Below are 13,583 nucleotides of genomic sequence, written 5' to 3'. Positions count from 1 at the left end.
TTCCGGCGAAGCCGGGGCGCGCCTTGGGCTTGTCCATTATAAAACAAGTGACACGCGCCCCAGCGAAACCCAGCTGTATCAAGGGTTTCGCGTTGCTTATCCTTATGCTTGCCATGGGGCCATAATGGGGCCAAAATGGCCCCATGACAGACGCCATTCACAAGATCAATTTGAGGCTCCCGATGCACGTAGTGGAGGAAGCCAAGGCGCAGGCTGCGCTGTTGGGGGTGTCCCTCAACGCCTACATCCTGTTCGCTGTCTCGGAACAGGTGAAGCGGACCCGGAAGGAACTTTCCGGCCCTGTGACACCGCCCAAGCCCAAGCCGCGCCCAGCATCGGCGGCGGTTTCCGAATGGGACGCTCCTTTCGTCACTCCGGTGAAGCGTCCTCAGGCCAAGGTTGGGCGGAACGAGGATTGCCCATGTGGCAGTGGTCGCAAGGCCAAGCACTGCCATCCGGAGTGGACCTAAATTGTGACGCGTCACGAAATGCCGGGGGTGTGCTGTGAAACGCCAATCCGATCCGGAATACCTGCGGTCGGCGTTGGCTCGGGCTTATGAGATGCGCGACGTTATTGAGCAAATGCGCTCCGAACGTCCTACAACTGTTGAGGAAAAGATCCATTTCGCCTCAATGCTTGAGACCGCTGACACCTTCATCGGCTACTACCGCCGTGAGCTATCGCTGATCGCGCGGCGTGGAGGTCATGGTTACCGCGTCCAGGGTGCTGCAGTCGGGCCCGCCTGCAACGCGAGCGTTAGCGACGGTGCGGGCGGGCCTGGCTGTGGCACCTGCATCGCTTGACCAGTTCCGAATTGCAGCGACCTCGGCGATAGTCGCGGTGTCGCTGCTTGTGGGGTGCAGGGGCTGCGCCCCTGCGGATATGGCGCATGGATGCGCCGCTCTGCACTTAGCGGCTGGAGCCGCGCAAGAGTGCGGGTCAGGGCCGGGCGGTAACCCGACTGCTGACCCGTTTTTTACTGCCTATCAGGGCAATTCTTGCCGGTGGCAGCAACCACCGGCAGCACTCAGGGCCGCGTTGGAGGCGGCACGCGTATGAAGCCACAGAACCGAGTCGGACATAATATACAGAGCGCAGCAAAGGCTTCCCGCAAAGGGTCGTTATACAAATCTGCGCATCGTTCTATAATCAGCAACACACAGTTCCGCGACGCCAGAATCTTTAGTGGATTCACTCGGGAAGACGCAGCCCGCTTCCTCAACGTCAGCGTTCGAACCATTGGACATTGGGAGACGGGCAGGGCTCGGCCGAGCTATGCCGCTTTCAAGCTCCTACGCGTGTACCGCCATGGCTCTCTGATCCACCCGGAGTGGTCCAGGTGCTTTATCAACCATCGCGGGGCTCTGGTGACTGCTGAGGGGCGTGAGATTCGCGCCACCGATCTTGACTGGCTTTCGCTGCTATTCCGTCGCGCTGAATGCATGGGACCGCTCATGCGTGAGCGTGATGCTCTCCGCGATCAACTTGCCGCCATCCAGGCGCGTTCCGGCGAAGCCGGGGCGCGCCTTGGGCTTGTCCATTATAAAACAAGTGACACGCGCCCCAGCGAAACCCAGCTGTATCAAGGGTTTCGCGTTGCTTATCCTTATGCTTGCCATGGGGCCATAATGGGGCCAAAATGGCCCCATGACAGACGCCATTCACAAGATCAATTTGAGGCTCCCGATGCACGTAGTGGAGGAAGCCAAGGCGCAGGCTGCGCTGTTGGGGGTGTCCCTCAACGCCTACATCCTGTTCGCTGTCTCGGAACAGGTGAAGCGGACCCGGAAGGAACTTTCCGGCCCTGTGACACCGCCCAAGCCCAAGCCGCGCCCAGCATCGGCGGCGGTTTCCGAATGGGACGCTCCTTTCGTCACTCCGGTGAAGCGTCCTCAGGCCAAGGTTGGGCGGAACGAGGATTGCCCATGTGGCAGTGGTCGCAAGGCCAAGCACTGCCATCCGGAGTGGACCTAAATTGTGACGCGTCACGAAATGCCGGGGGTGTGCTGTGAAACGCCAATCCGATCCGGAATACCTGCGGTCGGCGTTGGCTCGGGCTTATGAGATGCGCGACGTTATTGAGCAAATGCGCTCCGAACGTCCTACAACTGTTGAGGAAAAGATCCATTTCGCCTCAATGCTTGAGACCGCTGACACCTTCATCGGCTACTACCGCCGTGAGCTATCGCTGATCGCGCGGCGTGGAGGTCATGGTTACCGCGTCCAGGGTGCTGCAGTCGGGCCCGCCTGCAACGCGAGCGTTAGCGACGGTGCGGGCGGGCCTGGCTGTGGCACCTGCATCGCTTGACCAGTTCCGAATTGCAGCGACCTCGGCGATAGTCGCGGTGTCGCTGCTTGTGGGGTGCAGGGGCTGCGCCCCTGCGGATATGGCGCATGGATGCGCCGCTCTGCACTTAGCGGCTGGAGCCGCGCAAGAGTGCGGGTCAGGGCCGGGCGGTAACCCGACTGCTGACCCGTTTTTTACTGCCTATCAGGGCAATTCTTGCCGGTGGCAGCAACCACCGGCAGCACTCAGGGCCGCGTTGGAGGCGGCACGCGTATGAAGCCACAGAACCGAGTCGGACATAATATACATTATGCGAAATCGAGTCAGGGCCGGATTGAGGTTGCGCGGCCGTCTTCTCTGGCTGTGGATCACCTCGCTGCTACCGTCGCGAGGTCCATCCGATAAGGAAATCGCAGCATGAGCGACACCTACAATCTAGACCGTCGCCCACCATGCTGGCTGTTGGCGAGCAATGCCCAAACAGCTGCGCGGCAGATCTACATCGGCGCGGGGTCACGAACCATGTAGAACTGACCGGCCTCTGGGCGGGCTGGCGATTGGCTGGCCGCGATCTGGTTGCACCGAGCGGCGAACGGATCCCAGAACGCCGGCTGCGCGGATTGCTCTGGCATGCGAATGCCACCGACATCCGGGCTTCGGTGCGTAGGCGGAACGCCAAACGAAAAGCGGTTCAGCATTCATTGGTCAAGGTCGTCGTGGTGGATCTTGGCGAATGGCGAGAGCAGCACTTCGGCAAGATCGCAGGACAAGACGTTGGCGCTTTGAGATACAGATTCATTCGCACTGCTCACCAGCCGACGCTAGAGCCATCCCTTGCTGGGGACTGACCTTGAGCCCCCAATCGGCCGAGCAGCGGCGCGGCGATCGTGCTGACCCGCGCCGGTCATGCGCAGCTCGCGAGCTTGCCCGGAGCCACTTGCACTGACGTTTTGGCGCGCCGGATAAGCAGGCCTGTGAGCGTCGGCAGGAACGCACCGCTCAAGCGTCACGAAGGCATGGGTCCGACACGGCCACGGCCACGACCAAATAACGTCGTCTTCAGATCAACTTGCCTGATAGATTCTGATTGGGGTCGGAAGCTACCCTTCCCTACCCCAAATAAACATCCCTAATCCCCTTCGTCGTCAGCATCCGCTGTTCGCGAGGCCGCCACCGTCGAGGCGGAGCGCGGCGCCAAGCAAGATATTCGTCGCGTCGCCCCTCCACTCTTGGCTGATTGCCTGGAAATAGGGTCCGTCATGCGCTTCCGGTCGAAAAGGCTTATCACCCTAGTTTTTCTCGCAATTCAACAGCGCAAAGCCTCATTGCGGCCCTTGCGAGAGGAGCTGGATTTTTTCTTGAGCAGGATGTTTATCCTGTCTCCAAAATGGAACTATCGGTCTTTACCCATGCGGCCAAACCAACCTCGCCAGCAGGCCACCGCAGGCCGATACGCAATTTTTGCGGGAACGTGCAGTTCCACTTCGGTACCGGTGGCAACGCCATTTCGAAATGCGAGCGTGGCACCGATGCGTGCAGCGCGCTCGCGCATGCCGGCCAATCCCCAGTGACCGGGCCGCACGCCCGCGGCAAGCACTTCGGTCGCGATGCCGCGGCCATCATCACTGATACACAGGCGCAACGCCTTGGCGCCGTAATGCAGTTCGAGCGTTACGGTGCCCGCCTGTGCATGGTTGAACGCATTGATGAGGGCCTCGCGTCCGATGCCGAACATCTCGTCATGTACCAGTGGATCGAGCGGTCTCTGCGTACCTTCGACGCGCATCTGGAAGTTCGGTGCAGCGTCGTGCATCAGGTCAGCGCCCACGCTGGCCAACGCCTGCGGAAAGTCGCTGACCGGCGCGGCAGCGGCGCGCAATCCTTGCACGCGATCACGCCCTTCGCTCAGCACATCATCGGCACGCTCGAGCGCGCCCTCCATCGCAATGCGTGCCGGCTCCTTCACGGGGAGTTTTTCGATCGCCGCCTGGAAGCGCAGGATCAGGCTTTGGATACCCTGCAACAAGGTGTCGTGCAGTTCGCGCGCGATCCGTTCGCGTTCGAGATGGCGCTCGGCCAGCCGCGCCTGCAAGCGTGCCTCCATAACCCGCAGTCGGCGCAGGTAAATGAGCCAAAGCAGCCCGGCTCCAACGAGCACGCATAACGTCAAGAACCAGCTCGTCAGATAGAAGGGCGGTGGAATCTGGACCTCCATCGCTGCACCCTGCGTGTTCCAGACCCCGTCCTCGTTGGCGGCAAGAACGCGAAATCGATAGTGGCCAGGACGCAGATTGGTATAGATCGCCTCGCGCCGCGTGCCGGCGTCTTGCCAACCCTGATCGACGCCTTCGAGCCGATAGCGAAATCGCACCCGTTCTGGAATCGAAAGGCTCAGCGCGGCGTAGGCGATGCGTAACTGTTGTGCACCGACGGGCAATTGCAGCAACGCTCCGGGCAAAAACGGACGACCATCCACCTCCACAGCATGCAGATATACCGGCGGTGGCAACGGATTGTGGTGCAAGCGGTTGGGATCGATCCAGGCCAAACCGTTGTCGGTGGCGAACCACACCCGCCCATCGCTGGCTTCGGCCACGGTGAAGTTGGTCGGCGCCATCTGCGGGGCGCCAGGCAAGCCATCGAGATAGTCGAACCTTCGGTAACGCACCGGATGTGTCGGATTAGCGAGCACCTGCGAGACTTCTGCAGCCGGTATGCGAATCGCCCCTTGCACATCGCTGAGCCACAGGTCGCCGGAGGCAGTTTCGACCAGGCCAGAAATGCTGCCCAAAGTGTCATTTTTTGCGGCAACAATCTTGGAAAAGCGCCCTTGGTGGTACAGCGCCAGTCCGAGTTCGCCGGCAACCCAAAGATGAGGTCCGCGGCCACCGATCGCCATCACCCGGCCCACCTGAGGCCCCTGTTCGCTCGTATAGGTATGGGTTTTGCCACCTTCGATGCGGTGCAAGCGATCGGGCAGCGTGCTCAGCCAGACGCGCCCCTGGGTATCTTCGAATACCGCACTTGTGGCGCCTGCAGGATATCCGCCCGGTGTGGTGTCTTCCCATTTGCCGTCGCGGAAGTGCTTGAACCCATGGCCTCCGATGTCGGCCCACAGTCCTCCATTGCCATCGCCGTGAAGCGTGTGCAAGAACCAATCGCCTCCACGCACACCAGCGGGCCAGGGCATCAGCACGAAACGGTCTTGATAGTAGCGCCAGAGACCAACATATCCTGGCCACCAAATGGCACCGACGGGATCACGATAGGCACTGTCGATATTGACGACCTGCGCATGCGAAATCACTGCGTTGCCGCGGATTTGCAGCAGAGGTCTGGCCGAGAAGCTGGCAGCCCAGATATCACCGCCCTCTCCCGCCATCAGGGTGAACCCGGCATGTCCGCCAGGTATGCTCACCGGTACAACATCGCCATGGCGGAAACGATCGACTCCCTTATCGCTGCCAAACCAAAGATTGCCTTCGCGATCCTCCAGGGCGGCAATCAGCAAATCCGAACTGAGTCCGTTTGCTTGCGTAAACACCTCGACCCTGGAAGCCGGTTTGGGTTGTTCGGGGTGGCTGATCCTGCGCAGGCCGTCACCCACGGTGGCGATCCACAGCCCGCCATCTCGGTCGAACGTGATGGCCTGCGACCCCACCCAGATTTCTTCGTCCTTGCCGACACGGCCGCTGCTTGCCAACGCGAGCGGCCGCACCGCGCGCGCTGTCTCGGCGATCCAGTGGCGTCCCGCTGCGTCCTGAGCGATTTGAGCGGCATCATTCAATCGCTGGCCCGTATCGCGGAAGACCTGCTCGCCGCGCGGCAGGAACAGCAGCTTCTCGATTCCGGCGGCCCACAGCGTGCCCGTCCGATCGACGCCCAGCACCCGCGCGCGCTCGCCTTCCGGAAAGCCCTGCACCACGCCGACCGTCTTCCAGCGTTTGCCCTCGCGGACAGCCAAACCACGCGCGGTGCCGGCCCAGATAGCCCCGTCATGATCTTGTGCGAATCCGAACACGATATCGGGTGGGAGCTCATCTTTGCCCGAATACACCTGCAAGGTCTTGTCTCTGAGACAGGCCACTGCGCCATTGCGAAAGCCGATCCAGAGATCGCCCTCTCGGGTCGCCAGCAGCGCGGTGACATTGGGCGACGGCAGCTGCGAGCCGCCAATGCTGTCGTAGCGTTCGAAGGTCACGCCATCGAAGCGGAACAAGCCGGTTGCTCCACCGATCCACAGGTAGCCATCACTGGTCTGGGCAAGCGCACGTACCTGACTCGGCGCGCCATCGCGCGCAGTCCAGGCGGTATGATGCAGCTGCGCGAGGTTGCGCTCGCGGTCGAGCGCATGCGCATTTAGCGCAAACAGCAATCCTGCGCCCGCGATGCAGCAGTGCAGGATGAAGCGCATCCATAAGGGTGTCAGACGACGCAACGCCGCCATCTCCTATCTCAGGGTGGATAGACCAGGCCCACTCCGAATCGGAGAGCGTTCTGCAGCCCTGGCCTCTCGCGTCGATCGCGGTGATGGCCAAAGCGCTTCTGTGCGTCACGGGCTGCGTGACTGTATCTCATGCCGCCGGATTACGTGATATCACCCAAAGCCCTTGACTTGATAGCAAGCTCAAGCGCATTGCAAGATTGCAAGACTTACCCGTGTAAAGCCAGTGAGTCGGGCATGGTCGACCATCTCCAGCTCAATCGTTTATCACCTGGCATGTGCGTGGTTCACCGCCTCAACGTTGGCGAAGCAGTGTCAGATGCGTTGTAATTCAAAGCAAAGCATGCGACGTGACCGGACTCTCCGTAGGTAGGCATGTCCACCTCGCCCTGGTCGACATGGGGGCGCATTGAATGGCCCTGATCAGCCTGGCGTTCGATGCGCGACACGGCGCCGCTGGTGATGGACAAGCACGGTAAACAGTCCAAGCAGTCCGCCAAGGCAGGTCGCCAGCAGAGGCAGATGCGTCGGCATATAGGCCCCCCGATCGCGGTAGCTTTCTGGATAAAACGAGGGTTCCAGTAACCACCAGGCGACGCCGCCGCCGAGCAGCAGCGCGCAGAGCGCGGTCTGCAGCTTGACTGCAGGCGCAGCGACATAGGCAAGAATGACAACCGCCAGCGCGGCGCTGAAGCCTGCGCCAGGAAGATGCCAGACGCCAACCACTGCGGTCGACAGACTGCCGAGGACGCCGGCAATGAGAAAGCCGCCCAAGAGGATCGGCAGTAGCAATAACCAACGCAGCGCCATGATCTTTCCTTATGCCTTTGACCGTCAGGCGCCGCCCTCACGCCTAGGTGGAGTCGTCTTGCAGAGCAAGGCCCCTTCGCCTTGCCTCCATCTTGTTCTGGTGACCGATGGGTTGCAGGCGACGCAAGATCGCCCCGATTCACACCTCGAGAATGCCGCGTTTGAGGGCGAGTAACACCGCGTGCGTACGGTCCTTGGCACCAAGCTTGGACAGGATGCGCTTCATATGCGCTTTCACCGTGCCCTCGGTGACGCTGAGGCTTTCGGCGATTTCCCGATTCGCGTTGCCACGCGCAAGCTCTCGCAAGACTTCCATCTCGCGTGGTGACAGGTCGTCCTCGCCGGCATGCTGTGCCAGTTCCATAGCGATTTCCGCAGGCACCACACGCCGCCCTGCGTGGACTGCGCGGATCGTATCGCGCAATTCCTTGCGCATCATTCCCTTGAGCATGAAGCCCCTGGCTCCACTCTTGAGCGCGCTCATCGCCTGCGCGTCGCCGCGGTAGGTGGTCAGAACCACGATGCGCGCTTCCGGCCATTCGCTGAGGATGCCGCGCAGCGCTTCCAGCCCGCCCATGCCAGGCATCTGCAGATCCATCAGCGTGACGTCTGGCCCATGCACGCGAAACTGTTCGATCGCCTCGCGGCCGTTTGTGGCCTCGGCGATCAAGGCGATGTCCGGCTGCTCGCTCAACGCGGCCTTGATGCCGTCGAGCAGCAGCGGATGGTCGTCAACGGCCATGACGGTAATCAACGCTGGCGAGGTGTCTCTAGCCCGATTCACGTCGGGTCCTCCTGATGCATGCCAAGGAGCTTGCGCCAGTTCCAGCGCCGTCTTCGGGCGTCTTTATACGCCCAGCTGCCAGGCAGCTGCAATTGCACGGTGCTCCCAACACCCGGTTTGCTCGAAATGCTGAGATTGCCGCGCACCCTGGCGGCACGCTCGCGCAAGCCTTTCAGGCCCCAGTGCCCATCCTTGACTCCCGATAGATCGAAGCCAGATCCATCGTCGCTGACGCGTATCTCAAGTTGCCGGCGCCCGAAAACGGTGACGACCTGCACGCGGGTGGCACGCGCATGGCGGAAGGCATTGGCCATCGCTTCGCTGCCGATATGGAAGGCTTCATCCAGAACCAGCGGATCCAGTGCGCGTCGGCTGCCCTCCACCGAGGCCTGGAAGGCCACGCCATAATCGCGCGCCAGTTCGCTTCCGGACATCGCCAATGCATCCGGCAGGTCCATGCAGACCGAAGTGCGCAATTCAGCCACCTTGTCGCGACCATCGGCCAGAATTCTGTCCGCGCGATCCAACGCATCTTCCATCAGTTCTCGTGCGCGCTCTCCGTCCGGTATCCGTTCGGCAGCCGATTGAAATCTCAGCATCAGCCCTTGCACGCCCTGCAGAAACGTATCGTGCAAATCGCGTGCGATGCGCTCGCGTTCCAACAATCGCGCCTCACTTCGCCATTGTAGCTTTGCCTTGACCTGGCGCATGCGCAGGAAAAACAGCACCCATAGGGCGCAGGCGATCGCTGCAATGCACAGGGCCAGGAAGGTGCGTGACTGCACGAAGGTGGGCGGAACGACAAAGTCCACGCTTGCGCCAGCGTTGTTCCAAACCCCCGACTCGTTTGCTGCAACAACCTCGAAACGATAGTTCCCGGGGCGCAGACCGGTGAAAAAGGCCTCGCGCCTGGTGCCTACGTCTTCCCAGCCCATGGCCGATCCTTTTAGGCGATAGCGGAACTGCACGCGTTCGGGCATGGTGAAACTGGGTGCGGTATAGGCGAGCTGAATCACCCGCGGCTTGGTAGGCAGCGCTATCACTGAGCGACTCTGTCCTTCGATACTGGTGCGCTGGCCATCCACCGTGATGGATTTTAGGTAGACGTTGGGCGTCACCATATTGCGTGGCAGTGGCCCCGGCGCAAGCGTAACCACGCCGCTGGAGGTCGTGAACCACAACCGTCCATCAGTACTTTCGATGGCAGTTGGCCATGTGCTCAGGAGCTGTACGGCACCTGGAAAGCCATCGTTGTGGTCGAACAGCCTGGACCTTGCCAGATGTGCCGGGTTTGCCACGATATTGCGAACTTCATTTGCATCGATGAAGACCGCGCCATCGCTGGTGTTCAACCACAGTTCCCCCCCTGCCCGCTGGATGAGCCCGGCGATGCTGCCGAACCGAAGTCCTTCGCTGTTGAGTACCGAGTGAAACCGCTTGCCATCGAAACGAGCGAGGCCTTTTTCGCCGCCGATCCAGACATCGCGACCCGACACGGCCATAACCTGCACCGGGCCTGTCGCCAACCCATCCGCAGCGCTGTATACCCTAACTTGGTCGCCATCGACGACCGCCAGGCGATTGTGCACATAGCCAAGCCAGAGCCGCCCAGCTGCATCCACGGTCATCGATGTCGCCGGCTCGCGCGGCAACGCGGCCAACCCGCCCCACAACATCCAGCGATTGTCGACGACCCGGTACACGCCTCCCCGGATCACCGACACCCAGAGCGTGCCATCCTTCTGGCTGGCAATCGCCTGGATGCCGCTGGCTTTGTGTGTGTGCTGGGGACGCCATTCGACAAGTCCCTTGCTGCTGCTGCGATAAATGGAACTGTGGCGTCCACCCAGCCATAAGGTGCCGTTGTGATCCCGGTGCAGGGCTGAAAAGTTCTCATGGGACGACGGCAGCGATTCTTGTCTTAATCCGTTCCGTAATCGGTGCAGTCCATGGTCCGAATCACTGACCCAGATCGAGCCATCTCCCGCTGCAGTCAATGCCGCACCGCGTGAAGCGCGCTCAAGCCCAACTCGCAAGAAGGCAGAGCTACGAAATCGCGACAACCCACCATCAGAGATTACCCAGGCGTTGCCTTCGCGGTCCTGCATGAGCGCGATCGGCGTCTCGCCCAACAGACGGATGGGGGCAGTGACATCTTTGCTCGCCGGGGTGCTCTGTGTTGCCGTGCGGTCTTGCCGGAGCAGTGGAATCCGCTTGAGGCCATTGGAGGACGCATGCCAAAGCATGCGATCGCGGTCGATCATCAATACCAGCAGCTCAGCGGCAGACTCTGGAAAGTTCTGCCAGGTCATTGCCAATGCGTTTCCGACCTGTGGGGCTTTCAGTTCACTGAGCCCTAATCGATGCTGCGCCAACCAGACCTGCCCATCCGGCGATTTCAGCAAGTAACTCCATTTGGTATGGTTCGCCTGCCTCAGGCCAAGTTCGAAGTGACGCTCTCCACGCCGGCGAAAGTACAGCGAATCGTCCGTATAAGCCCACAGCGTGCCCGCGCCGTCGAGTTCCAGCTGGTTGACTTGCACCGGCGGAAACTGCCAGGCCGTTTCCGCCTGCGTCCACCGCCCGCCTTCTAACCGGAACAAGCCGCGTGAGGTCCCGATCCACATGCGGCCGCCATCCTCGGCAAAGCTCATCGCCGTGTTAGGTGGCAAGCCATCCTGAGTGGAATAGTGCTGCGATGTTCCATCCTCACCGATGAAGCTGGCGCCGCCGAACAGATAGCCGACCCACAAGCCCCCCGCTGGCCTTGCCCACAGTGCATAGATTTGAGATGTCGGCAAAGGAACGCCGGCAACCTGCTGGACGCGTTCGAACTTGACCCCATCGAATCGGAACAAGCCTCCACTGGCGACAACCCAGATATAGCCATCGCGCGTCTGGGTCATGGCGATCATGCCGCTTGGCGCGCCGGTCTGGACCGTCCAGTGCATCTGGTGCAACTGGAAAAGCGGGACCTCCGCCAGCTGTGCGAATGCCGGCAGACATGCGCACAGCGTCAGGGCCCACCCCAGCACAAGCCGAAATGCCAACGCTGGTGCACGAGACACGCTCACGTCGCGCGTGCGCCAAGCCGGCGTGGACGAGGTGGAACCCGTGCGTTGTGACGGTCGGGAGGCACGGGAGGGTGGCAAGCATCGCCTGATAGGCCCAGCAGATCGGCAATGCGCACCAGCTCGGCAAACGAACGCGCACCCATTTTATCCATGACACGCTTGCGATGGATCTGCAGTGTCGCCTCGCTGATGCCCATGGCTGCGGCAGCCTGCTTATTGAGCAGGCCATCGGTGACCAGCTGTAATGCTTGCCGCTCGCGCGGCGTCAATGCTGCGTAGCGCGCCATTGCGTCCGCGAACCTGGTCGCCGTCGCCACGATCCACTCGTCGAGCTGCGCATCGATGCCATCGAGATCGTCCGATCGCAACAACACACAGGGGGCGTGTGCGCCATCCCCCATCACCAGCATGGCCGGCTTGACTGCTGCATCGCGCCGGGCGGCCACCTCACCGCACGATAGCGGAAGTCCTGGTGTTTGCCAGCGGCTGGCATCGACCAGGACGAACATGATCGGAGGAGGCTGTTGCATGCGGATGGGTCCCGTTGGAACGCCTACTACCGTAACTGCGCGTCCCCACCCCCACAATGCTCTCAAGTCCAGCAGCTGCATTGCACCTTAGGGTAATAGCCGAGCATCGGATCGGCAGTGAGTGCTTCGCTGCGCGATGCGTCAACCCGTCCGGGCACTGCCCCAGCTGACGCGGAAGTCTTGCGCCGTCCGAATGCCGAACCCACCCTGAACCACGACCGGATTGCCGTCGAGTCGCATGTCCGGTAGCCGTTGCGCCATTGCAGCCAGGCCTTCCTCAAGCTCGATCATGGCCAATGCCTCACCGAGACAGCGATGGACACCACCGCCGAATACGAGTTGGCGCTTGGGAGCGTCAGTGCGATGAATGTCAAAGTGCTCCGGTTCCGCATACAGCGCCGGGTCGCGTAGCGCCGATAGCGTGGACAAAGACAGGATCTTTCCTGCAGGCACCAAGGTGTCATCCAGCACGATGTCCTCTAACGTGATACGCGGCACCGATGCCACCGCCGGCTGATAACGCAGGCATTCGCGTACTGCCGCCGGAATCAATGCTGAGTCGCGGCAGACCGCTTGCCACTGCTCCGGATGCTGCAGTAAGAGCGAGGTCTGGATTGCAAGTGCACTGCGCGTGGTGTCGCTCCCGGCGAGCAGGATGGACATCAATTGCGCCACGACTTCGGTCTGGGAGAGCTGCCCGGATGCATCGCTGGCAGCAATGTAGCTGGTGATGAAGTCCTCGCGTGGGTGACGCCGACGGTGGGCGATCAAGCCCCGCACATAGGCATCGAGCTCGCCTGAAGCTTGCTGTAGCTCGGGGACTTCGTCAGGGGTAAAGGTGGAATTGAACGCGCGTGACAAGCTGTAAACGCAACGGGTGAAGGCCGGGATATCCGTCTCGGGCAATCCCAGGATGTGGCAAATGACACGCGCAGGAAGCCAGCTTGCGAAGTCGCCGATGACGTCCATTGCGCCCGCGTCGTAGCGCGCATCGATCAGTTGTTCGGCAACGCGACGCGCGTAGGGGCGTACGTCCTGGACGAAGCGCGACGCAAATGCCTGAACGAGCGGTAGGCGCCGGTTCCGATGTGCCGTTCCATTGCTCAGCACCATGGTGTGCTTCAGGAACTCGAGCAAGGGACCATCGGTGACACCGCGCGCGGTGGCGATCTCGGTTTCCATCTGCCTGGTTCGCGGGTCGACGAGCAGCTGCTGCACATCCTGCGCACGTAAGGCGACATAGAGTCCGTCGTCGCGCTGCAGGACGGGCGTCAGCGGACGCAAGCGTGCGAATACGATCTGGGGGTTGGCCTGCAGTTCGGCGCTCGTACATTTCAGAGGTTGCTGCATGATCATCTCGTGTGGGGGAATGCGAGGGAATCCACTTCGATTGGACAGTGCTGCATGCACCGTCGGTAAGAGCCAGAGGGATACCAGCGGCGAACGCGTGTCGACCTGGAAACGACGCGAGCACTAAGACAGCCTGTAGGGCTGTGCGACAAGGCGGGCCGCACGTGCGCCTCTTTTCCGATGGCAGCGGCATTGCAGCGGACGCGCATGGTAGTGCGCACGCAAAGGATGTCGCGTCGCCCGGAAGTCGCGCGGTCGATTTACCCCTTTGGAGTAACGCGCGCTATACCGTACGCCTCGCGC

At 61.5% G+C, this 13,583-nt stretch carries 10 protein-coding genes and 1 pseudogene; 5 read left to right on the top strand and 6 right to left on the bottom strand.

What is annotated here, in order from left to right; all coding sequences use genetic code 11:
- Positions 1-143 precede the first annotated feature (143 nt).
- The 5 genes and pseudogenes from HLH45_RS15325 to HLH45_RS15305 all read left to right on the top strand — a co-directional run bounded on the left by HLH45_RS15325 (position 144) and on the right by HLH45_RS15305 (position 2,309).
- Complete coding sequence (locus tag HLH45_RS15325; protein ID WP_046932637.1) at positions 144-470, top strand: SEC-C metal-binding domain-containing protein; 327 nt, start codon at positions 144-146, stop codon at positions 468-470.
- A 34-nt stretch (positions 471-504) separates the two neighbouring features.
- On the top strand, positions 505-804 hold the full coding sequence (locus HLH45_RS15320) for a hypothetical protein (protein ID WP_127170495.1): 300 nt from the start codon (positions 505-507) through the stop codon (positions 802-804).
- A gap of 252 nt (positions 805-1,056) precedes the next feature.
- Positions 1,057-1,389 (top strand): annotated as a pseudogene (locus HLH45_RS22090) (helix-turn-helix domain-containing protein); the annotation flags it as partial.
- A 259-nt stretch (positions 1,390-1,648) separates the two neighbouring features.
- Positions 1,649-1,975: an SEC-C metal-binding domain-containing protein gene (locus HLH45_RS15310; protein ID WP_046932637.1), complete on the top strand. Its 327-nt coding sequence runs from the start codon at positions 1,649-1,651 to the stop codon at positions 1,973-1,975.
- Between the two features lie 34 nt (positions 1,976-2,009).
- Positions 2,010-2,309 carry a hypothetical protein gene (locus HLH45_RS15305; RefSeq protein ID WP_127170495.1) on the top strand — a complete coding sequence of 100 codons (300 nt, stop codon included), beginning with the start codon at positions 2,010-2,012 and terminating at the stop codon, positions 2,307-2,309.
- A gap of 1,372 nt (positions 2,310-3,681) precedes the next feature.
- On the opposite strand, the gene HLH45_RS15300 is transcribed toward HLH45_RS15305, so the two are convergent.
- From HLH45_RS15300 to HLH45_RS15275, 6 genes are all read right to left on the bottom strand, one after another.
- Positions 3,682-6,735, bottom strand: a complete 3,054-nt coding sequence (locus HLH45_RS15300; RefSeq protein ID WP_033479002.1) for a sensor histidine kinase — start codon at positions 6,733-6,735, stop codon at positions 3,682-3,684.
- 420 nt (positions 6,736-7,155) lie between these two features.
- Positions 7,156-7,542 (bottom strand): hypothetical protein, encoded by a 387-nt coding sequence (locus HLH45_RS15295; RefSeq protein ID WP_008575730.1) that lies wholly within the window; start codon positions 7,540-7,542, stop codon positions 7,156-7,158.
- Positions 7,543-7,681: 139 nt separating this feature from the next.
- Positions 7,682-8,284: a response regulator gene (locus tag HLH45_RS15290; RefSeq protein ID WP_008575732.1), complete on the bottom strand. Its 603-nt coding sequence runs from the start codon at positions 8,282-8,284 to the stop codon at positions 7,682-7,684.
- Positions 8,285-8,322: 38 nt separating this feature from the next.
- Positions 8,323-11,400: a sensor histidine kinase gene (locus HLH45_RS15285; RefSeq protein WP_033479003.1), complete on the bottom strand. Its 3,078-nt coding sequence runs from the start codon at positions 11,398-11,400 to the stop codon at positions 8,323-8,325.
- Positions 11,397-11,909 carry a response regulator transcription factor gene (locus tag HLH45_RS15280; protein ID WP_008575737.1) on the bottom strand — a complete coding sequence of 171 codons (513 nt, stop codon included), beginning with the start codon at positions 11,907-11,909 and terminating at the stop codon, positions 11,397-11,399. Before HLH45_RS15280 ends, HLH45_RS15285 begins: the two co-directional genes overlap by 4 nt.
- Before the next feature lie 162 nt (positions 11,910-12,071).
- The gene (locus HLH45_RS15275) at positions 12,072-13,280 is read right to left on the bottom strand and encodes a cytochrome P450 (RefSeq protein ID WP_197046130.1); all 1,209 of its coding nucleotides are present in this window, start codon (positions 13,278-13,280) and stop codon (positions 12,072-12,074) included.
- Positions 13,281-13,583: the final 303 nt, after the last annotated feature.

It is taken from the genome of Xanthomonas euvesicatoria, from assembly GCF_013112235.1.
Taxonomy (GTDB): Bacteria; Pseudomonadota; Gammaproteobacteria; order Xanthomonadales; family Xanthomonadaceae; genus Xanthomonas; species Xanthomonas euvesicatoria.
Note: the sequence above shows the minus strand (reverse complement) of the source record. Positions and strands in the feature narration are given on the sequence as shown.